Source organism: Stenomitos rutilans, assembly GCF_059505485.1.
In genome coordinates this window covers 1-19,552 of record NZ_JCACKR010000073.1, presented here as the reverse complement: position 1 = coordinate 19,552, position 19,552 = coordinate 1, and the positions used below count along the sequence as shown (strand labels likewise).

Annotated in this window: 22 protein-coding genes; 15 read left to right on the top strand and 7 right to left on the bottom strand. The window is 50.6% G+C overall.

The genetic code is table 11. The annotated features are described in order from the left end of the window. Positions 1-27 precede the first annotated feature (27 nt). The 5 genes from AC5JLP_RS13350 (at position 28) to AC5JLP_RS13330 (ending at position 3,948) form a co-directional block, all read left to right on the top strand. A complete protein-coding gene (locus tag AC5JLP_RS13350) occupies positions 28-1,575 on the top strand; it encodes an MFS transporter (protein WP_496068405.1) in 1,548 nt (515 codons plus the stop codon). Further along, positions 1,562-2,548, top strand: a complete 987-nt coding sequence (moaA, locus tag AC5JLP_RS13345) for a GTP 3',8-cyclase MoaA (RefSeq protein ID WP_496068404.1) — start codon at positions 1,562-1,564, stop codon at positions 2,546-2,548. Before AC5JLP_RS13350 ends, moaA begins: the two co-directional genes overlap by 14 nt. Before the next feature lie 62 nt (positions 2,549-2,610). Further along, positions 2,611-2,784 (top strand): DUF6888 family protein, encoded by a 174-nt coding sequence (locus AC5JLP_RS13340; RefSeq protein ID WP_496068453.1) that lies wholly within the window; start codon positions 2,611-2,613, stop codon positions 2,782-2,784. After that, on the top strand, positions 2,781-2,996 hold the full coding sequence (locus tag AC5JLP_RS13335) for a DUF6887 family protein (RefSeq protein WP_496068403.1): 216 nt from the start codon (positions 2,781-2,783) through the stop codon (positions 2,994-2,996). The genes AC5JLP_RS13340 and AC5JLP_RS13335 overlap by 4 nt, the downstream gene beginning before the upstream one ends. A 112-nt stretch (positions 2,997-3,108) precedes the next feature. Beyond that, complete coding sequence (locus AC5JLP_RS13330) at positions 3,109-3,948, top strand: AlbA family DNA-binding domain-containing protein (RefSeq protein WP_496068402.1); 840 nt, start codon at positions 3,109-3,111, stop codon at positions 3,946-3,948. 188 nt (positions 3,949-4,136) lie between these two features. Here the strand turns inward: AC5JLP_RS13330 and AC5JLP_RS13325 are convergent, their stop codons facing one another. After that, positions 4,137-4,394 carry a CRR7 family NDH-1 assembly protein gene (locus AC5JLP_RS13325; RefSeq protein ID WP_496068401.1) on the bottom strand — a complete coding sequence of 86 codons (258 nt, stop codon included), beginning with the start codon at positions 4,392-4,394 and terminating at the stop codon, positions 4,137-4,139. Positions 4,395-4,566: 172 nt separating this feature from the next. Between AC5JLP_RS13325 and AC5JLP_RS13320 the strand changes: the two genes are divergently transcribed. Next, positions 4,567-5,568, top strand: coding sequence for a YegS/Rv2252/BmrU family lipid kinase (locus AC5JLP_RS13320; RefSeq protein WP_496068400.1), 1,002 nt, complete (start codon positions 4,567-4,569; stop codon positions 5,566-5,568). Here the strand turns inward: AC5JLP_RS13320 and AC5JLP_RS13315 are convergent. Then, positions 5,560-7,002 (bottom strand): MFS transporter, encoded by a 1,443-nt coding sequence (locus AC5JLP_RS13315; protein ID WP_496068399.1) that lies wholly within the window; start codon positions 7,000-7,002, stop codon positions 5,560-5,562. The two genes, AC5JLP_RS13320 and AC5JLP_RS13315, sit on opposite strands and share 9 nt — an antisense overlap. A gap of 78 nt (positions 7,003-7,080) precedes the next feature. Between AC5JLP_RS13315 and AC5JLP_RS13310 the strand changes: the two genes are divergently transcribed. After that, the gene (locus AC5JLP_RS13310; protein WP_496068398.1) at positions 7,081-7,608 is read left to right on the top strand and encodes a phosphoribosyltransferase; all 528 of its coding nucleotides are present in this window, start codon (positions 7,081-7,083) and stop codon (positions 7,606-7,608) included. 637 nt (positions 7,609-8,245) lie between these two features. Then, on the top strand, positions 8,246-8,686 hold the full coding sequence (locus tag AC5JLP_RS13305) for a cyclic di-GMP-binding domain-containing protein, MshE-related (protein WP_496068397.1): 441 nt from the start codon (positions 8,246-8,248) through the stop codon (positions 8,684-8,686). Here the strand turns inward: AC5JLP_RS13305 and AC5JLP_RS13300 are convergent. Then, positions 8,683-9,678 (bottom strand): AEC family transporter, encoded by a 996-nt coding sequence (locus AC5JLP_RS13300; RefSeq protein WP_496068396.1) that lies wholly within the window; start codon positions 9,676-9,678, stop codon positions 8,683-8,685. The genes AC5JLP_RS13305 and AC5JLP_RS13300 overlap by 4 nt on opposite strands. 100 nt (positions 9,679-9,778) lie before the next feature. Between AC5JLP_RS13300 and AC5JLP_RS13295 the strand changes: the two genes are divergently transcribed. The 3 genes from AC5JLP_RS13295 (at position 9,779) to AC5JLP_RS13285 (ending at position 12,883) form a co-directional block, all read left to right on the top strand. Next, a complete protein-coding gene (locus AC5JLP_RS13295) occupies positions 9,779-10,660 on the top strand; it encodes a M15 family metallopeptidase (RefSeq protein WP_496068395.1) in 882 nt (293 codons plus the stop codon). 137 nt (positions 10,661-10,797) lie between these two features. Next, the gene (locus tag AC5JLP_RS13290; protein WP_496068394.1) at positions 10,798-11,925 is read left to right on the top strand and encodes a dipeptidase; all 1,128 of its coding nucleotides are present in this window, start codon (positions 10,798-10,800) and stop codon (positions 11,923-11,925) included. A gap of 268 nt (positions 11,926-12,193) precedes the next feature. Then, complete coding sequence (locus AC5JLP_RS13285) at positions 12,194-12,883, top strand: ATP-dependent Zn protease (RefSeq protein WP_496068393.1); 690 nt, start codon at positions 12,194-12,196, stop codon at positions 12,881-12,883. A 168-nt stretch (positions 12,884-13,051) separates the two neighbouring features. On the opposite strand, the gene AC5JLP_RS13280 is transcribed toward AC5JLP_RS13285, so the two are convergent. Beyond that, on the bottom strand, positions 13,052-13,948 hold the full coding sequence (locus tag AC5JLP_RS13280; protein WP_496068392.1) for an alpha/beta fold hydrolase: 897 nt from the start codon (positions 13,946-13,948) through the stop codon (positions 13,052-13,054). 71 nt (positions 13,949-14,019) lie between these two features. Between AC5JLP_RS13280 and AC5JLP_RS13275 the strand changes: the two genes are divergently transcribed. Continuing rightward, the gene (locus AC5JLP_RS13275) at positions 14,020-15,513 is read left to right on the top strand and encodes a CIA30 family protein (protein ID WP_496068391.1); all 1,494 of its coding nucleotides are present in this window, start codon (positions 14,020-14,022) and stop codon (positions 15,511-15,513) included. 156 nt (positions 15,514-15,669) lie between these two features. Here the strand turns inward: AC5JLP_RS13275 and AC5JLP_RS13270 are convergent, their stop codons facing one another. Together AC5JLP_RS13270 and AC5JLP_RS13265 are read right to left on the bottom strand one after the other, a co-directional pair. Further along, a complete protein-coding gene (locus AC5JLP_RS13270) occupies positions 15,670-15,789 on the bottom strand; it encodes a photosystem II protein Y (protein ID WP_496068390.1) in 120 nt (39 codons plus the stop codon). Positions 15,790-15,864: 75 nt separating this feature from the next. Then, the gene (locus tag AC5JLP_RS13265; protein ID WP_496068389.1) at positions 15,865-16,419 is read right to left on the bottom strand and encodes a gamma carbonic anhydrase family protein; all 555 of its coding nucleotides are present in this window, start codon (positions 16,417-16,419) and stop codon (positions 15,865-15,867) included. Positions 16,420-16,529: 110 nt separating this feature from the next. Here AC5JLP_RS13265 and AC5JLP_RS13260 point away from each other — a divergent pair, with 110 nt between their 5' ends. Then, positions 16,530-17,039 (top strand): TIGR02652 family protein, encoded by a 510-nt coding sequence (locus AC5JLP_RS13260; RefSeq protein WP_496068388.1) that lies wholly within the window; start codon positions 16,530-16,532, stop codon positions 17,037-17,039. Between the two features lie 37 nt (positions 17,040-17,076). Here AC5JLP_RS13260 and AC5JLP_RS13255 read toward each other — a convergent pair whose 3' ends face one another. Then, entirely contained in the window at positions 17,077-17,886 is an 810-nt protein-coding gene (locus AC5JLP_RS13255) for a creatininase family protein (RefSeq protein WP_496068387.1), read from the bottom strand. A gap of 266 nt (positions 17,887-18,152) precedes the next feature. Between AC5JLP_RS13255 and AC5JLP_RS13250 the strand changes: the two genes are divergently transcribed. Both AC5JLP_RS13250 and AC5JLP_RS13245 read left to right on the top strand, forming a co-directional pair. After that, entirely contained in the window at positions 18,153-18,608 is a 456-nt protein-coding gene (locus tag AC5JLP_RS13250) for a ribonuclease III domain-containing protein (protein ID WP_496068386.1), read from the top strand. 284 nt (positions 18,609-18,892) lie between these two features. Continuing rightward, the coding region (locus tag AC5JLP_RS13245) for an SH3 domain-containing protein (protein WP_496068385.1) at positions 18,893-19,552 on the top strand (660 nt) is incomplete at its 3' end.

The window sequence follows — 19,552 nt, the reverse complement described above, 5'->3', positions numbered from 1 at the left end:
ACGACTGCATTCGCTTCTGCTACATCGGTGGCTGAAGCATTATCGCCGCCTGCCGAGAAGCAATTAATTCGCACGAGTTTGAGAGCATCGACCTATGACGGCATGTTTGCGACGATCTTCTCGTCGATCACAGGTGGCGTGCTACTCAGCAATTTTTTGGTAGAACTGCATGCTAGTCCAACCGAAATTGGCCTCTTGTCGTCGATCCCTATGCTGGCAAATTTGCTGCAACCATTGGGGGCATGGCTCAGCGAACGCACCACCAGTCGTCACAACTACTGCCTCTGGGTCTATGCGCCGTCACGGTTGCTCTGGTTGGTGCTGGTGGCTGGCATTGCGATCGCCACTTGGAGAGGCATGGAGGCCCAGTGGCTCATTTGGTGGACGCTGGCAATCCTCTGTCTCACACATGTGATCGGCGCGTTGGGTAGCGCCTCATGGCTCAGTTGGTTGGCCGCGCTGGTGCCCCGACGGTTACGAGGGCGCTACTTTGGCATTCGCAATAGTGCTGCCAGTCTCACAAACTTGCTCTGCGTACCGTTGTTAGGAGGTGTTGTCTCAGCTTTCCCAGGGCATTCGATGCAGAGCTTTGGTGTGCTGCTGTTGGTGGGTGTGGTTGTAGGCATGATCAGCCTGGGCTTTCAGTTTTTGATGGTAGACGTGAATCCGCAGCGGCAGCGAGAAGAGGCAGGGGAAGCAGGGGAAGCCGAGGGAGATGGAAATTTAACTCATAACTCAAGACTCTCTAGCGTAGCGGCGCAAAGCGCTACTCAAAACTCTTCCCCACTCCCCACTCCCCACTCCCCACTCCCCACCTTTCTGAAAGACAAAAACTTCCTTTGCTTTCTGCTCTACTTCAGCACCTGGGCGTTTGCGGTAAATTTGAGCGCGCCGTTTTTCAACCTGTATATGCTGGCGAATCTGGCGATCGATGTGAGTTGGGTCACGCTTTACACGAGCTTGCAGGCAGGCGCGACGCTGATCATGCTCGTCCTTTGGGGTAAGCTTGCCGATCGAGTTGGTAATCGTCCCATTTTGCTCACGGTTGGATTAGTGGTTGCAATCACGCCGCTCTTCTGGTTGGGAACAGGCGAAAATTCCCTTTCTGTCTGGCTTTGGCTCCCTTTGCTGCATGTACTGGCAGGTGCGACGTGGGCGGCGATCGACCTGTGCAACAACAATCTCCAACTGGGGGTCGCTCCGGTGCAGCAACAGGCCTCGTACTTTGCGATCGCGGCTGCGATTGCGGGCATTAGTGGTGCACTGGGGACATCGGTTGGCGGTTTCCTCGCAGAATTTGCAGACTATGGTGGCATTCCAGGGCTTTTTGCACTGTCGGCGATCGTGCGCTTGATCGCACTCTTGCCGCTAGTGCTGGTACATGAACAACGTGGACAATCGCTCCACCAAATGATGCAAGCGTTGTTTCCACTGAAATTAGCATCATCAGAGTCAGAGCTAGCATTAGAATTAGAGGCCACTGAACCTCAGTCTGTGTCTTCAGACGCTCAATTGGACGATCGACACATTGCACAGCCAGAAGATCCGTCACAATGGAAGAATGAACCAGGTTGACTATCTTCGTATTAGCCTTGTCGATCGCTGCAACTTCCGCTGTCAGTACTGTATGCCTGAGGGAGCAGATCTGACTTATGCTTTGCAGCAGAATTTGTTGACGCAGGATGAACTGCTGCTTTTACTGCATGATGTGTTCATTCCCGTTGGCTTTACTCGCTTTCGGTTAACGGGCGGTGAACCGTTGATTCGGCCAGGTGTCGTAGAGATTGTGCGGGCGATCGCTCAGTTTCCAGAAACGCAAGATCTGTCCATGACGACCAATGCCTTCTTGCTGGCAGAGATGGCGCAAGACTTGTATGACGCAGGCTTGCGGCGCATTAACATTAGCCTGGACTCCATGCAACCGGACGTGTTCGATGCCATCATTGGTCAACACGGACGTTCCCGCTGGCAGCAAGTGTGGAACGGAATTCAGGAAGCGTATCGAGTTGGCTTCAATCCGCTCAAGCTCAATGTAGTGGTGATTCCAGGTGTCAATGATCAGGAAGTGCTGGATCTGGCAGCGTTGAGTCTTGATCGCGATTGGCACGTCCGCTTTATTGAATTTATGCCGATCGGCAACGATTACCTGTTTGGCGATCGGGGTTGGGTCAGTTCCGAAGACCTGCGGCAACGCATTCGCGATCGCTGGGGACTGACAGATGGGCAGGTGCGCGGCAATGGCCCCGCTGACGTGTTCAAAATTCCTGGAGCGAAAGGAACGCTTGGTTTTATCAGCCAGATGTCTGAGTGCTTTTGCGATCGCTGCAACCGCATGCGCTTGTCTGCCGATGGTTGGCTGCGTCCCTGCCTGCTCAACGAAACAGGACAGCTTGATTTGAGAACGGCATTGCGATCGGGCGTACCGCTCCATGAGCTTCGTCAACAAGTGCGCGAGTTGCTCGAACTCAAACCCGAAATCAACTATAAAGAACGCGACTCTGGTACTACTGGCACCTACAGCCGCACCATGTCCCAAATCGGTGGATGAGTGATTGAGTTGTTGCTTAAAGGGGCAAATTAAAACCTGTAGAGTTTTCAGGAGTATCAACCATTCCTACAGCAGCACAAACTCTAGAATGCTTTAGCGTCTGCTACAGTTTAACCAGGATGTACTTGCCCATCTATATCGTCCGCATCGACGAGCGAACAGGGAATATCTTCATCTTGGCAGGTGAAGAGACCATTGTTTTAATTGGCCGCAACGGTAAAAGGACATTCCCATGAGTCAGCCTGATTTTCAAGCAATGAATCGGACGCAACTGCTGTCCTATGTCTTTGAGCATCGAGACGATCAAGACGCATTTTATGCCTTGATGGACAAGCTGACGGCAACCCCCCCTTTGGCAACCATGCCTCCCGCAAATGGACGAGATGAAACCGAAGAACTGCGGCAAATTCTGGAAGACATTCGCAAAAAGCGCCAGCAGGAAGAGTGAGGGCGATCGTTGAGAATGAGTGTAGCAGACAAAATTTTATTGTTACGTTTAAGACCTCTGCGGTAGCTCAACTCAAGAGTAAAATTCCTTCTAAGTAGTATTGAGTTAATCTATGGAAATCAGGACTGTAAATGACAGACCATGGAGAGAACATTTAGATTCTTTCTTAAAAGAGCCTACTCGTGAAGGCTTTCTGCACCTTTTACAGCGAGAAGCTGTAGAAGATAACGATTTGGAGTTTAAAAGAAGTTTACTTCCGTCCGATTTAATGGCAAAACACATTCTTGCAATGGCAAACAAAAATGGTGGTGCAGTTGTGTTCGGAGTAGATGAGCATAAACCAAACCAATTTTCCCCTTGTGGCTTACCTGAGGGTTCTGACGGGTTTGATGTTACAAATATTGAAAAAAAGCTGGCTAGCTATATTCCAAAAAAACTAGAAATCGGCATTATTCCAGCTTATGTTAAAGGTGAAGAGCATTCAGATTTTGAGAATAAGTTTTTTCTTATTATAATCGTTAGCTACAACCCAAGACATATACCCTTTGTCTCCTTGAAATCAGGGGAAAATCTTAAAAGAGATACAATTTATGTGCGAAGAAATAGAGCTTCGGAGCCAGCCAATCATGATGAGATTCAAGAGATCATTAACAAAAGAATTGATACAGAGTATTCGACAACCAATGAACGGAAGCTCATTGAGCATCTAGAAGAATTAAAGGAATTGTACAGCCATATACCGAGAACAGTTAGAGAAGTTGTTTCTTTTATTCCTCCTTTAACACCACTGGACTTGGGGTTTCCTATTGAGGACATGAAAAGGATGTTTGGAAAAACTGAATATAAAACCTCCTCTAATCCAGAGTATCCTCAAGAAAGCTATGAGAGCTTTATTAGAAAATTGATTGAAATTAAAAAAGACGAAATAGTTAACTTGATGAAAAGAACGTAAGATTTATTAAAGCTTCAACTGTAAAGAATTAGGCGGTAGAGTAGCTTTTGTTCTTAAGACTTGAAAGATATTGAAAGCCCATTGATGATTTTTTGACAACTTTAGGCTGATGACCTTTCTGTAGAGTTGCAATCGCACCTTCAATGACGCAACTACTTACCTTTTATCAATGCTGGAATTCTACACGGCTACTTCTCCAAACGGACGGCGTACCATTGCAGAAATTCACCAGGGCCGACATCCAGTTCGCAGGAGGTTTCAAGCAAGTATTGAGCCTGGTCATGCAGTGAGGTGAACCGTTGGAGGTCTCTAGGAAGATCATCTTGCCGTTGGGATAATACGTCCTTGAGTTTGTCAAGCAGTTGGGCAGTGCTAAGAAACACCTCCGATCGCCCAGATTCCAGCAGAACGAACGTGTCACTTTCATACATCCGTGGGTCAGGCATTGCTGGCTATTCTCCGGAAAGAATTAAATGATTGTCTTGCCGAGGCATACTTCTATTGTGTAGCCCACAAGCAGTCCAGAACATCGATATAATTGTTTGCACTATGGACACCCTGTAACGTGGACTTTTGAGCTAGCTACAGGTCTGAATTTACCCTACCATTTGATTGTCTATGAAGCGTTCTGCCTGTTTGATTTTCAATCCAGTTGCGGGTCAGGGTGATCCAGAGCAAGATCTGGCAACGATTAAAGCTTTATTAGAGCCTGAAATCGATCTGGATATCCAGATGACGACGGAGGAGTTGGGAGCCGATGCGTTGGCACTGGCGGCTGTTGAACGTGGTGTGGATGCCATTATTGCCTCCGGTGGTGATGGCACGCTCTCAGCGACCGCGGCGGCGTTGGTTGGTACATCGATTCCCCTCGGCATTATTTCGCGGGGAACGGCGAATGCTTTTGCCAACGCGCTGGGTATTCCCGATACGATCGAGGCCGCCTGTCGCACGATTCTCGGTGGCGCAACCAAAACGGTAGATGCGGCTTACTGCAATGGCTATCCAATGGTCTTGCTCGCAGGTATTGGGTTTGAGGCAGAGGCTGTTGAGTTAGCTGATCGCGAAGCCAAAAATCGCTTTGGTATGTTTGCCTACGTCCTGGCGGGGTTTCAAGCATTGCGGCAAATGAAAACCTTTGATGCCGAAATCGAAACTGAGGACAAAATTGTTAAAGTCTCGGCAGCCGCCATCACCGTAGCCAACGCCGCTCCTGCAACCTCTGTACTGGCACAGGGGCCATCGGGTGTCGTCGTCGATGATGGGCTGCTAGACATTACGCTGGTGTCTCCAGCAAATAAAGCAGGGGCGATCGCGGCGACTTACCATCTCTTGCAAACTGCTCTCAGTGGGGATGCCGTCGAGCGTGATGACATTGGCTACCTCCGCGCCAGACGAGTCAAAATTACGACAGAACCAGAACAAAAAGTGGTGTTGGATGGCGAACTCATCGGCACAACGCCGATCGATGTGGAATGCGTGCCTAGTGGACTCACGCTCTTTATGCCACTGACGGAAGAAGATGTGCCCGTCGAAAAGCTAGACGGCCTGCCAAATTTGGTCGTTGAAATGAAAGATACGGCGGATGGCGAAGATGGCTTTAGCGATCGTGAATCAGAGTAGATCACCATCGTCTTGTGCTTGATTGCGCTTGCGTTCTTGCAGCCTCAGCAAAATCTCAGCGTGGACTTCGCGCGTAATGGGGTAGAAGTAAGCAAGCACAAGACCAACGATTAAGGCAACAAGGGGAGCAGGCCCAATGGCTAAGCGAATTGCCAGCAAAACGCTATCTGGCTGGGTCGGTAATGGTACTGCATCGGTCGGTTTGATATACCCTGCCCAACCTAAACTCTGGAGCACGATCGCGATCGCAACCCCTAAACACACCTTCTGTAAAAACGTTAAGAAACTGTAGAACACACCTTCTCGTCGCTGCCCAGTTTGCAGTTCGTCTAGTTCAATCACATCTGGCAGCATAGACCAGGGAATCAGGTAGGCCACGGAGACACCGAAACCCGCCATCACAGCTAGCACATACATCAGCGCCATCTGTCCAGGCTGAAGAAAAAATAATCCGGCTTGAGCAATCATCCAAACACCCATACCCATGCCATAGACACCCCGCTTGCCATACCGTTTACTCAGTAAACTCCAAACAGGCAACATTGCCATCGCTGTGAGCTGTACGGCTAGCACCACTGACGGTACCGCCCAAGGACTGTTCATTCGCATCCAGCTACCAACGAAGTAGGGAATGATCGCAGCCGTTAGTTGAAAGCTGAGCCAGGAACACAGATAAATGCCAACAACGAATAAAAACGGGCGATTACTGAAGGCGATACGTAGCTGTTGAAAATAGGGAATGGTGACAGGTTGTTCAGCTTCTGGGTTTTGAAGCCCTACTGCTTGCATGTGGGCCTTTGTGCCCCAGACGCACCAAAAAAGAGGCAGCACCGAGAGCACAGCACAGACAACACCGATCGCCAGATACTTCTGCCCAGCGTTGTTAGGAATCAAAGAGCCAATAATGCCAACCAGAATCAGCGCCAAAATACTGCCACCGATCGAAAACGCAAAGCGAAAGCTATTTAAGCTGGTGCGCTCGTCGTAATCCTGAGTGAGTTCTGGTGTTAACGCTGTGTATGGTAGATTGACAACCGTATAGAGCCAGTTAAACCCGATCGAAATAATGGTGTAATAGATGAACAGGCCCCACTGATTGCTGGTTGGTACGAGCCACTGGAGGAAAAAGAAGATCCCAAAGGGAACGGCTCCTAAAACAATCCAGGGATACCGTCGGCCCCAGCGAGATTTTGTTTTGTCACTCATCACACCGACGATTGGGTCGTTGATGGCATCCCAAACTTTGCCAATCAGCTGCGTTTGCCCAGCCAGTCCAGGATCAAGTCGGGCAACATCCGTAAGGAATGGCGATAGATAGAAGATTAGAATATTTGCCGTAATTGCAGGACCTAAATCACCCGCGCCGTAGGCTAACTTGGTGCTGAGGCTGAGTTTTGCCGATTCAGACGGAGTGGGCGCAGTAGGATTATGCATGGCGAGATACAAGAAATTTCGCTAACAGTTGTATTATCTTTCTCAGTTTTGGGCGCACAAATTCCTCATCATGCCGTCATGTCAGATCTATACGTCTCCTGGTCAGAATATCATCAAAAAATCGAACAGCTTGCCGCCAAGGTGCATCAGTCCGAGTGGGAATTTAACCAGATTATCTGCTTAGCGAAAGGTGGCTTGAGGGTTGGTGACATTCTGGCACGCATTTTTGATTTGCCACTGGCAATTTTGGCAACCTCGTCCTACGGGGGTGCTGGTGGTCAGGTGCGCGGTTCGATCACCATTTCGCGGGATCTCTCTATGACAACCGCCAATCTGGGCAGTCACGTTCTGCTGGTGGACGACCTGGTGGATTCGGGCGTAACGCTAAAGAAAACGCTGGTGTGGCTCGATCGCCGCTATGGTTTCTACGTTGAAGAAGTGCGAACAGCGGTGCTCTGGTACAAAGACTGCTCTGTGGTTGCTCCAGATTATTACGTAGACTACTTGCCAGATAATCCGTGGATTCATCAACCGTTTGAGCACTATGAGCGAATGAAGCCAGCCGATCTGATAACAGCCCAACCGTCTACCAGCGTTACTTCTTAAAGCGGCTCCCGCTCAAGTAAGCCATAGTCTAATTGAAACGGGTGCAAGATATCAGGTGTGGTAAATCCAAACGAAGATGGCTTTATAGGACTTACGCAAAGGCGGCCAACCAGGCATCGATCAGCGTTGCTAAAGTTCTCAGCAACCGGACGCAATGAAACTGCACAGGTGAGATAGGCTAACCGCTGACCGTTGACCGTTGACCGCTTTAAGACAACATCCGTTTCATGGGATTTTACTTCGCTGCCCTTTAAGCTTGCCTTGTTAGCGCTGACATCTTGCGGTTAATCCCTATCTAGCGCTAGAGCAAAGATTAAGAAGTTATTAAGGTGTTGTAGAGTTGCGTGCTGCTTTAGCCATCACGTCGATCGCTGTAAATCAGCTATAAAGGGCTTTGGTTCGCTCTGGCAGCGTTGTACCTTAACGCACTTTCCGTACCGATACCCAGGGAGTCGAGCTAGGAACACTCCCCATATGAAGTTTCAGTAATTCTATTGATATACTGAAAAAGTCTGAGTGCAGAGCTACGTCTGTAAGTAGTTTGTGAAGAAGTGGTTTGTGAAGTAATTGAGCGACTTGCAGGGATCGTTTCAACCTATTGAGGGCCTTTCACCTTTCAGTTTTTTCGAGGTTTGCAATGCGAGATATGAGCGATCGCCGACCGATGTCCACAGCCGCTGATGCTGCACATCCCAAGAAGCGTTTAGGCGGTTATTTGGTTGAGGCCGGATTATTGACAACGGCCCAAATTGATGTTGCGTTGAATGACCAAAAGCTCACAGGTATGCGCTTTGGTGAGATTTTAGCAGCACGTGGGTGGGTCAAGCAGCAGACGATCGAGTATTTGATGCACAAGGTGGTTATGCCTGAACAACAGGCCGCAAAGCAATCGAACGGGCGATCGATCGCCGCCCATCCGCGTTCTAATGGCAACGGCTCAACTCCTTCTCGCGATTCTCTGAGCGCCAAAGCCGCTGAGCCTGAAGCCAGTAAACAGCTAGTGCGCCGAGAAGCGCCCATTGCCAAGCCACTTCCTTCGACTAGCAAACCTGACGATGGTATTAGTTGGGTTGGTTAGGTAACCCCCAGCACATGGCTTAACCAGAGCCAAACAGGCAACAGCAAGACAAGTGCCAAACAGCCCAGAACGAGCGTTGTCACCGTTAATTCCTGATCAAGATTATAGGCTTCTGCAATCACAAGCGTGGCAAACGCAGGTGGCATCGCCATTTGCAGCAGTAAGGCTTTAAAGATGGGGCCTGTAACACCTGCCGCCCACAGTCCTAACCCTATCAGCAGTGGGACAAATAGCATTTTAATGCCAATGCTAGCAATAGCAGGCTTAAGGCGTTTGAGGGACGTTAGCTGGCTGAGGCGCATTCCAATCAAAATCAGAAATAGGGCCACGACACACCAGGCAAAGTTGTGTAGCCCTGTCTCTAGCAGTAGTGGCAGTGGTCGATCGCAGTACATTAGACCTACGGCAAAGCTCCAAAGCGCCGGATTTTGCAGCATCACCCGAACGGTCTGCCATCGCACAGTCTGCCAGCGGGTTGCCTGACTTACTTCACGGCTTCTGTGGGTTGCTCCGCTGAAATGAGCCGCGATCGCCACACCCAGGCCATACGCTCCTGGTGTTGACCCCAACAAATCATAAAACAGCGTCCAGGCAAAGTCCTGAGGCTCTATTAGCGTCAGCGCAACGGGGTAGCCAATATAGCCAGTGTTGCCCAACATTGATGCCAGCAGAAAGCCTCCTTTCGCTGGCTGATTCAAGGAAAGCGGCTGCGCAGCAAAAGGGAATGGGACGGACGATCGCCGACTCAGCCACCACGCAATGCTCATACCTAGCAGCATCGCTGCCCAGGCGACTACGGGAGCTAACCACAAGGATGCAGAAAGATGAGCATGACGGAGAAAGGCCACGATGCTGATGGGCACGCCAATCCAGAACAAAAACTTACCCAGGTAAGCTGGCATCGCCTTGGGCAGCAAACGACCCAGCACCCATCCACAACCCGTCCAGCCTAATAAGGGCACATAAATCGTCAGCAGACTGGCAAGGGTCATGTTGGCAGTAACGTTTTGGTGCAGTGGCTTAATTTTTGGCTCAACCGTTCAAAACGGCTGTAAAACAATAAAACTGTTCCCTGATCGTTTGAACTTACCCATGAAGACATTCCCAGGAGATCTGACACAGTCTACAATTCCTAGTAGTAGCCGTCGCTTGAGTGCAGGAGCCGAACGCTTGGATAACGCTGGTACACCCGAAAAACCTTCAGACGCACCAAACGTTTCTCCCCCAACCGTAGACGATATTCCCGTCGCGTTGCGCGAAACCCCTGATCTTGCACCCAAGCCTCGCACAAACGTGGCACTGCTGGCAGGAAGCTTAACCGTGCTGGGGCTGATCGCGCTGGCGACTGGTGGCTATGTCGCGCTGCAGATGCAGCGATCGCAAACCGCGACCTTGGCAACCGAAAGCCCGACTCCCACCACACAAACTCCCACCACTGCACCCTCGACTTCTCCCAGTGCCGATACTCTCCTCGGTCACTTCGCCTACACCGAGGCACCTCAGTCAGAATTGGCTCCGATCGTTCCTGATGGCAGCATTAAAATGCGGAAAGCGGCTGCCAAGGCCTTTCGAGAGATGACGGCGGTGGCTCAGCGTGAAGGGGTCAGTCTAGTGCCCATCTCAGGCTTTCGCTCTCTTGCTGATCAGCAATACCTATACTTTGATGTGAAGGCCGATCGCAACCAGGATGCGGCTGAACGCGCCAAGGTCAGTGCCCCTCCTGGCTACAGCGAACACCACACAGGCTATGCCGTCGATATCGGCGATGGCAACACCCCCGCCCTCAACCTGAACCCCGATTTTGATAAAACTGCTGCCTATCGCTGGCTCAAAGCAAACGCCAACCGCTACAGCTTTGAACTTTCTTTTCCTAAGAACAACCGTCAGGGCGTGAGCTACGAACCCTGGCACTGGCGCTACGTAGGCGATATCCAAAGCCTGAAGACGTTTTACAAAGCGCGAGGACAGAAGTAGTTGTTGGTTGTTAGTTATTAGTTGTTAGTGGTTGGCTGTTATCCTTCCAAAGTTACTGGTAAGCCCCCGTGAACCGGAAAAGGCGCGTCAGAAACATTATCTTCTTCGGAGTCATCAGCACATTGGCGATAGCGGTTGTGTTGGCTATTGTTGTTTTCTCCTTCGGTCCTTCTTTTGTCGCAAAGCGCTTCAACCTGATTGATAGTAGCGGGAAGCAGCCCATTTCAGAAGCCGCTCAAACCTTACATAAAACTTTAGCGATCGTTGATTTACACGCAGATTCGCTTTTGTGGGGAGGCGCTTTAACTAAGTTGACCCACTATGGTCATGTTGACATTCCACGGCTTATCCAAGGTCATATAGCCTTACAGTTTTTTACAGTTGTAACCAAAGTTCCGGCTCCATTACTGTTAGAAAATAACGACGATCGTAGTGATGACATTACGAAACTTGCCATTCTTCAACGTTGGAGCATTCCAGCCTTGTTTAGCCTTGCAGAACGCGCTTTGTATCAAGCTAAACGACTGAACGCACTTGAATCGAAGACACACGGAAAGTTCAAACTCATCACATCAAAGCAAGATCTAAGCGATTATTTTGTTACAAGACAGCAAAACCCACAAATTACAGCAGGTTTACTGGGATTAGAAGGCGCACACGCCCTAGAAGGAGAGCTGGAGAATGTCGATCGTTTTTACCAGGCAGGCTTTCGATTAATTGGCTTAGCTCATTTCTTTGATAATGATGTGAGTGGCTCTGCCCACGGACTCAAGAAGGGCGGATTAACCCCACTTGGGCGAGAAGTCCTACGACAGATGGAAAGCCATCATATGATAATCGATCTGGCTCATGCGTCTGCTCAAACGATCGATGAAGTGCTGGATTTTACCAACAATCCCATCTTGGTTTCTCATACAGGTGTACGAGGAACCTGTAATAATGCTAGGAAGCTAAGCGATCGCCAAATACGGCAAATCGCTCAACATCATGGGCTTATTGGCGTTGGGTTTTGGAAAACAGCAACCTGTGGCAACGATGCAATTGCGATCGCTCGTTCCATCCGTTATGTAACAGCTTTAGTTGGTGTTGATTATGTTGCTCTTGGTTCAGATTTTGATGGCGCTGTCCGGCTTCCGTTTGACGCTGCTGCTATGGTTCAAGTAACCAACGCCTTATTAGTAGAGAACTTCTCTAAGCAAGACATTGCAAAGATTATGGGCTTGAATGTTCTAAATTTCTTACACGTGCTTCTCCCAGAAAGATAGTAAGATCGCCACCATTTTGACTCGCTGGACTCCTTCATAGTTCATTGCCACATTCCTGACTAAACGCTGCATCATGCGCTCTACGACCTCATGCTTCAATGGAAGAGTGCGATCGTAGCAATTCAACAACTCAAGCAGAAAGCAGTAACGCGGCACAATCATAGTAACTTTGAGATTTGACTGGACTAATCATTGAGCAGAGTCAGCGATCGCACACGCCCATTTACTGCTAGGTTAGAGTTGGCAACAAATATTAATAATCGGTTATATGAGTCAACTGTCGCTTAATTTGGTGGCAATCGGCATTTTTACCATCACCATGATGAGCCTCTTGGGGTCGATCATCAATGTCTCGCCACTGGTCCCTGCGATTGCCACGGCTGGCGTTTTAGGGCTGGCAACGCTGGATACCTTAAGCTGGCGTGGGCAAGGCTCGACACTCATGCTCGACTGGATCGCCCGGTTTTCGGCAGCCCACCGCGATCGCATCATTCGTCACGAAGCAGGGCATTTTCTCGTGGCCCATCAGCTCGGCATTCCCGCTACGGGCTATACGCTCAACGCCTGGGATGCACTCAAGCAAGGCTATCCCGGTCAGGGCGGAGTTCGCTTTGACTCGCAGGAACTGGAAGCCGCGATCGAGCAGGGGCAACTATCTGGTCAGCTATTAGACCGCTACTGCACCATTTGGATGGCAGGCATTGCTGCCGAAATGTTGGTCTATGGCAACGTCGAAGGTGGCGCAGACGATCGCCAAAAGTTACGAGGCTTACTCGTCCAATTAGGGCTGCCACCTGCGGAACGAGATCAAAAAGAGCGCTGGTCACTGCTCCGTGCCAAAACTCTTTTGCAAGACAACGTTTCTGCCTACGAAGCGCTGATGCTTGCGATGACAGAAGATGCCTCGGTTGAGGAGTGTAGTCAGGCGATCGACCAACATTTGCCACAGGCGGCGTGAGAAGAGTCAGAGGTTAGGGGTCAGGGCTGAGGTCGGTATCCTTCATCTCTCATCCCCCATCCTTTGCTCCCTGCTGGTTGTCACAGGCAGCCACTATGACCAGTTGGTATCCTTCCTTCCTCATCTCCTGCTTCCTCTGCCTCCCCCGCTCCCTCTGCCTCCCACTCCCTATCCCTCCAAACCTGGCAAAAACTTTCGCAGTAGCCCAATGACGATCGCGGGTTGCTCCAGTTGCGCCAGTACGCCTGCATCTGGGATCTGCATAAAGGCTTTCACAGCAGAAGGGTTTAGGGTTGCGAGTCGTTTACCCGTTTCAGCGCCAATGAACTGTGCCTGTTTGCCCCACAGCATGACCGTTGGCACATGAAGTTGGGGCAGGTAACGAGCAAGGTCGAAGTAGAGATCACCTCGCAGAAAGGCTAGTGCAGCGTATTGTGCATTTGGCTGACGGGCAGATTCCAGGTAAGCCTCAACCATTTCTGGTGAGACGCGATCGGGTTGGGCAAATAGAAACCGCTCTAGGAAATTGCGTACAGAAACGTCAGTCGTAGCACCAACCGTATAAATCAGTTGGTCAAGCAAGGGGGCGTTGATGACCTGTAGCGGCAATCTTCGTCCGGCATCCTGCCCAAAATCGGCAAAGCCAGAGGGAGAAATGAGAACTAAGGCTTTTACCAAAGCAGGCTGCTGAATGGCAAGACGAACGGCGATCGCGCCTGTTAACGATGACGCGACGATCGTCACCGGATAGGGACAGGTTTTCTGGATGAACTCTGTCAACGTCATCAGATAGTCCGCCACTTGATAATTCCGTACTGGATGGGCGGACTGACCCCACCCAATTAAATCGGGCACCAGCACGCGATGCGAGTCCAAAAATGTTGGATAGACTTTCGACCATTCGTAGCCAGAAGCACCGCCCCCAAAACTGTGTAAAAACAAGAGGGCTGGTGCATTGGATGCCGCAATCGTCCAAGGCTGACCTACAGGTGTGTAATACACCATTGCTCTCAGTGAGGTTTCTACAACCCGTTGTCCAATACCTGGGGGATGAAATTGCAGCATGGCAAACTCGCTAGGATGTAAGCAACGGCGTTAGCAACGCGTTTTCTCAAGGCATAATCTCACGGAATTTGATGAAAGCAACAAAATCCTCCTGGGACGCTGGCAGACTTCTGCAAACCCTCACGTACTTTGAGGTCATTCCAGTGCTGAACTGGTTTCAGCGTCTGCTTCAAGGTTCTAAAACGACACAACCAATGATGACGACCCCTTTAGCCGCTAAAACGATCCTTGTTGTTGGTGCAACGGGAGGTGTGGGTAGGCGCGTGGTGCAGCAATTGCGCGATCGGGGTTATCCTGTCCGTGCCTTAGTCCGAGATTTAGCACGCGGCAAAGCGATGGTGGGGGAAGGCGTAGACATCATTGATGCCGACATCACCCTTCCCGAAAGTCTCACGCCTGCGGTGGTAAAAGATATTCGTGCGGTGATTTGCTGTGTCGGGCCGCATGTGCAGCCCAAAGAGGGGGATACGCCCGATCGCTCAAAATACTACCAGGGCATCAAATTCTATCTGCCCGAAGTCGTGGGTGATATCCCCGAAAGCATTGACTACCAGGGCATCAAGAACCTGCTTCATGCCGTTACCGCCCCACTCCAAGCCGCTCAAACAACCGAAAAAGTTCTCTTCGACTTCACCCCTCCCACACCCTACACCCCACTCCCCACTTTCTGGGGCGCACTGGATGATGTCGTCATGGGCGGAGTCAGTGCCAGCACAATCCAGCAGACAGACCATGCCGCACTCTTTACAGGTAACGTCTCCACATCCAACTCCGGTGGCTTTGCCTCGGTTCGTACCCGCAATCTGGAACCCGCGCTCAATCTGTCAGGCTATGAAGGCATCAAACTGCGCGTGAAAGGGGATGGTCAACGCTACAAATTTCTCATGCGGGATGATGATAAGTGGGATAGTATCGCCTACTCCCATTCCTTTGACACAACAGCAGGCGAATGGATCGATGTGCACATTCCCTTCCGCACGTTGATTCCCGTGTTTCGAGCCAAGTCGTTAGCGAATGCAGCACCGCTCAACGCCAGCCACGTTTGTTCCTTACAGCTCATGCTGAGTAAGTTTGAATACGATGGTGGCTTGAATCCGCATTTTATAGCCGGAGCCTTTGATCTGGAGCTTCAGTCCATTAGTGCTTATGGGGGAGCAACCCTACCGCAGTTTGTGCTGGTGAGTTCCGCTGGCACCACCCGATACGATCGCCCCGGCATCAACCTCAACGAAGAACCACCCGCTGTAAGAATGAACGATCAGCTCGGTGGCATTCTCACCTGGAAACGACGGGGTGAAGAAGCCGTTCGCGAAAGCGGCATTCCATATACGATCGTTCGCCCCTGTGCCTTAACCGAAGCACCTAGAGGCAAGCAGCTAATCCTTGAACAGGGCGATCATCTGCGCGGTGCCATCAGCCGTGACGATGTCGCGACGCTTTGCATCCACGCGATCGAACAACCATCCGCCTGCAACGTCACCTTTGAAGTTAAAGCCGAAGACATTGATCGCCCCGTCAGTTGGACAACCCTTTTCTCAAACCTGAAGCCAGACGGAGAGGGATGAAGGATGAAGGCTAAAGGATGAAGTAAAGAACCGACCTCAGAACGTTCTATCTCTCCGCGTCTCCGCGTCTCGGCGGTTACTTCCCGATTCCCTTTCCTAAAAACAAACGCGATCGCCCCCTGAGAGGACGATCGCGCTGATCAAACTAGAACGAAGCTATTTAGAGTTGAACGTCTGGAACTGTTTGAGAGCAGCCTGACTAATGTTGAACACAGCCCAACCGCCAGCCGCCGCCAAAGGAAGTAAAACAATCAGAATGCGTAGATCAAAGTCCATGTCCAGAGCCTCTCAATTTAAAGATTTTTGAATGATTCTCATATTCTTACTTTTAACTCAAACGGTCAAGTTTTCCTAGCCCTTAGTTGTAAATCCACTCTCAAAGCCTAAGTCAGTGCCTTTGCCTGCATGAACAAGCGCTAACTGCTTGTACCGTTTGGCATGGTCAATGAGATCTTCTGCCTCTACATCTGATAACTGCCGCAAGACTTTGCCAGGAATGCCCACCACGAGCGATCGCTCCGGTACATCTTTTGTCACCACCGCTCCTGCACCCACAATGCTGCCTGCGCCAACCCGTACCCCATCCAGTACAACGGCTCCAATACCAATCAAACAGCCGCGCTCAATGTGGGCACTGTGGACGACCGCACGATGCCCGATCGTCACATGATCTTCCAGCACCGTCGGCTTGCCTGGATCGCCATGCAAGATAGCACCATCCTGGATGTTCGTATTCTCGCCAATCACAATTTGCTCCACATCGCCCCGGACGACCGCTCCATACCAGATACTGGCTCCAGCGGCGATCGTCACGTGCCCGATGACAGTAGCGTTTGCCGCCACAAAAGCAGCCTGAGCGCGATCAGGAGTCGCCCAAAAAGAGGGATGAGGAAGTTCATGCGTCACGGTAAATCACAAAGTAAATAACGTGGAATTGCTTATAGGGGAGGGCAAGACCTAACGAGTATAATAAAGCCACTGGCAGTGACGCACATGAACAGGCAACCCCGCTCTTGATGACTAACCTTGGCTTGCAATACCCCATCTTCGGGCCGGAGATTCAGTGCCCCCACTGCCGCCAAACCATCCCGGCATTGACGCTCACAGATACGTACTTGTGCCAGCGACACGGTGCTTTTGAATCAGACCCTAAAACAGGCGAATTGGTACATCTTCAGTCGGGACGACACTGGCGGCGATGGGAAAACGAATGGTATCGGCAGCATACCCACCCGGATGGCATTCGGTTTGAAATTCACGAAGCCCTCGATCGCCTCTACACGCAAGGCTATCGAGCAACGCGGGTCATCATCGCCCAGCGCTACAAGGATCTCGTCAGCACCTACCTGGAGCGCAGTACCCCCTGGCGTGGTCAGTCCGATACCCAGCGTCCTCGTCTCTATGGGTTGCCTGTCGAATTTAGCCCCGATCCCAAAGATGATCCCTGCTGGGACGTGATCAATTTTGATTTGGATAAGGAACCAGGCGCACCCGTTCAATACCCTTACTTTCGATTGTTTGAATAAAACCCATTCTTTGCAGGGGCATAGCATTGCCATGCCCCTACTTCCAGGCTTGTGGTTGTTGAAAGCGGTAAATATCCTGAATCGCCTGTACCCAGCCATCGGCAAGGGATGCCAGGATGCAATCGCCCTTCTCTTTCGTCGCTGTCGTCGGATCGCCTAAAACGCCACTTTTGCTGAGATCCCGCGTCATCCAGGCAAACGGTAGCTTTCCTTCCATACTCAGCAAACTGTCATCTAGTAAGCCTTGGGGATACTCGGCGATCGCCCGCTCCATTTTCACCTGCTCTGGCAAAAGCGACAGCAGCAGACTCGTTTCCGCATCGCCTGCATGAATCCCTAGCTCCCGTTCTTTCATCGTGAGCAACTCATCTGCCACATGCGGCACCCGCCAAATAAACAGCGGCAAAACCACAAAATCGTCGTAACGTTGGCGTAAATCCCTTGCCACAATTTCAATGACCTGCGGTTGCCCGCCGTGAGCATTCACAAACGCCAACTTGCGAAAGCCTGCCCGATAGATGCTGTCACCAACCTCCATCAACGTTGCCACCAGCGTCTGCACACTCAACGTAATCGTCCCTGGAAAATGCCAATGTTCATTCGATTTGCCGTAGTACAGTGATGGCAACGCATAAGAGGGCACACTAGTAGGCAACTTCTCTAGCGCTTTGCCAATCACCGCTTGCCCGATCGCCACATCCACTGCTAACGGCAAATGTGGCCCATGCTGCTCGATCGCCGCCACAGGCTGAATGATCACCACATTACTCTTATTCGGCATTGCCTCAATCTCTGTCCAGGTTAGGTACGCAAAGAAGCGATCGGGTGGAATAAAGCCGTGAAGCATAACGGGAAAGGATAAAAGATAAATTATCAAGGATAAAAGATGAAGCTGTCGAGAAACGCGGTTTGAGCTTTGAGTAAATTCTGGTCACTGGCTAAATTATCTAGCCTTCAGCTACCAGCTATCAGCTTTTTAGCCTTTAGCCTTTCATCCCTCCACCTTCTGCCTCCTGCCTTCTGCCATCAACTTTTATCCTTTAGCCTTTAGCCTTCATCCCTCATCCCTCCACCTTCTGCCTTCTGCCCTCTGCCCTCTGCCTTATAACCATCATGTCTACCGCCCTCGAAGAACAACTTGGTTACTTCTTCTTTGATAAACGCATTCTGACACGAGCATTGACTCGCAAAGCGTATGCGTTAGAGCAACGTCAGAAAAATCAGGCGTGCGAAGACCAGGAAATTTACCGCACGCTGGGCGATGCCGTCCTCAAAACCGTATTAACAGAATTGTTGATTCGGGCAGGTTCTGCCACGCGGCAAGATATCACGGTGAAAAAGATTGAGCTAGAGCGCGAAGAAAATTTGGCAAAACTCAGTGAGCAACTGGGAATAGGCTACGTGCTCAAGTTGGGCGTGGGCGAAAAGCAGCAACGGGCGTATGAACAACCTTACGTGCTGGCGGAAAGCCTGGAAGCGGTGATTGGTGCGATCTACTTTGATGGTGGTTTCAGCGCGGCAAGAGAAACCATTCGACGGTTATTTAAGGATGTGTTTGCGATCGAGTAATACTCCTCCTACGCTTCGCTTGATTCAGCCGAAACCGTTAACATTCTGGTTTCGATCGCCTCCCACGTCTCCCGCGACACCCTCACCGCTGCTTCTTTGCATCGCACCACAAAATCGCTGTTAAGCTTGCTATTTGCTCAGCAGGTATTCCGTTGCCTGAATCAGTAAAAGCCGGGTGGGCATATTGCTCACTCTTGATGAGGCAGGACAACCCGTAGAGATCTTCTTTGTGGTTTACTCGTTTGATTAAGGTTGCTGAGACGTAGATTGAAGGAAAGTAACTGATGCCACGTGGGTTTCAACTGCTGTTATTAAGTGCGATCGCCCTCTCTTTCACCCTGCCGGCCCAGGCAGCCGAGACGAATCCAAAGGGGTTGAACCAGAACCCCGAACCTGGTTGGAGTGTGTGGCGGCCCAAGAATGAAATTGCTGCCGCAGGCTTTAGTAGCGGGTTTTCTAACAGTGAAGCGGGTGGGTTTCTGGATTTTGAGCAGGCGTGTTCTGAAGCGATCGGTACACCAAAGGACGAAACGCCGTACTGGTTTCGGCTCAGCAACTCGATCGACCAAATTGGTACAGGCAAAGTTGAGTTTGGCTGCTGGAAAAAGGGCGCATTGATCAACACGATCGTCAACACAGCCATCAGCACCAAGCTGGAAAACGTCACCTGCCTTCGAGTCCGAGTACCCACAGGAGAAGATCTCCGCATTCGTGCCGAACCGAGTTTGAAGGCGAAGATTATTGGTGCAGTTAAGAATGGGGCAACCGTCAGACCCGACAGTTTTCCAGCCACGATCGTTCAGGCAAACCAGCGCAACTGGGTTGCCATTCTAGCGCCCCGGCAAGGTTGGGTTTCTAACGATCGGTCAGAAGCATCTGGCAATCTGACATTGTGTAACCCACATTCCGCACTTCCAACTGGCACAAAAGGATTAAACCCCCTC

Bases quoted from the DNA above. Each gene is read 5' to 3' on its own strand.
- AC5JLP_RS13275 (WP_496068391.1), top strand. From the start codon at position 14,020: ATGAAAGCAACAAAATCCTCCTGGGACGCTGGCAGACTTCTGCAAACC.
- AC5JLP_RS13285 (WP_496068393.1), top strand. From the start codon at position 12,194: ATGAGTCAACTGTCGCTTAATTTGGTGGCAATCGGCATTTTTACCATC.
- moaA (WP_496068404.1), top strand. From the start codon at position 1,562: ATGAACCAGGTTGACTATCTTCGTATTAGCCTTGTCGATCGCTGCAAC.
- AC5JLP_RS13335 (WP_496068403.1), top strand. From the start codon at position 2,781: ATGAGTCAGCCTGATTTTCAAGCAATGAATCGGACGCAACTGCTGTCC.
- AC5JLP_RS13250 (WP_496068386.1), top strand. From the start codon at position 18,153: ATGTCTACCGCCCTCGAAGAACAACTTGGTTACTTCTTCTTTGATAAA.
- AC5JLP_RS13315 (WP_496068399.1), bottom strand. From the start codon at position 7,002: ATGCATAATCCTACTGCGCCCACTCCGTCTGAATCGGCAAAACTCAGC.
- AC5JLP_RS13270 (WP_496068390.1), bottom strand. From the start codon at position 15,789: ATGGACTTTGATCTACGCATTCTGATTGTTTTACTTCCTTTGGCGGCG.
- AC5JLP_RS13320 (WP_496068400.1), top strand. From the start codon at position 4,567: ATGAAGCGTTCTGCCTGTTTGATTTTCAATCCAGTTGCGGGTCAGGGT.
- AC5JLP_RS13260 (WP_496068388.1), top strand. From the start codon at position 16,530: ATGACTAACCTTGGCTTGCAATACCCCATCTTCGGGCCGGAGATTCAG.
- AC5JLP_RS13305 (WP_496068397.1), top strand. From the start codon at position 8,246: ATGCGAGATATGAGCGATCGCCGACCGATGTCCACAGCCGCTGATGCT.
- AC5JLP_RS13295 (WP_496068395.1), top strand. From the start codon at position 9,779: ATGAAGACATTCCCAGGAGATCTGACACAGTCTACAATTCCTAGTAGT.
- AC5JLP_RS13330 (WP_496068402.1), top strand. From the start codon at position 3,109: ATGGAAATCAGGACTGTAAATGACAGACCATGGAGAGAACATTTAGAT.
- AC5JLP_RS13280 (WP_496068392.1), bottom strand. From the start codon at position 13,948: ATGCTGCAATTTCATCCCCCAGGTATTGGACAACGGGTTGTAGAAACC.
- AC5JLP_RS13325 (WP_496068401.1), bottom strand. From the start codon at position 4,394: ATGCCTGACCCACGGATGTATGAAAGTGACACGTTCGTTCTGCTGGAA.
- AC5JLP_RS13310 (WP_496068398.1), top strand. From the start codon at position 7,081: ATGTCAGATCTATACGTCTCCTGGTCAGAATATCATCAAAAAATCGAA.
- AC5JLP_RS13300 (WP_496068396.1), bottom strand. From the start codon at position 9,678: ATGACCCTTGCCAGTCTGCTGACGATTTATGTGCCCTTATTAGGCTGG.
- AC5JLP_RS13255 (WP_496068387.1), bottom strand. From the start codon at position 17,886: ATGCTTCACGGCTTTATTCCACCCGATCGCTTCTTTGCGTACCTAACC.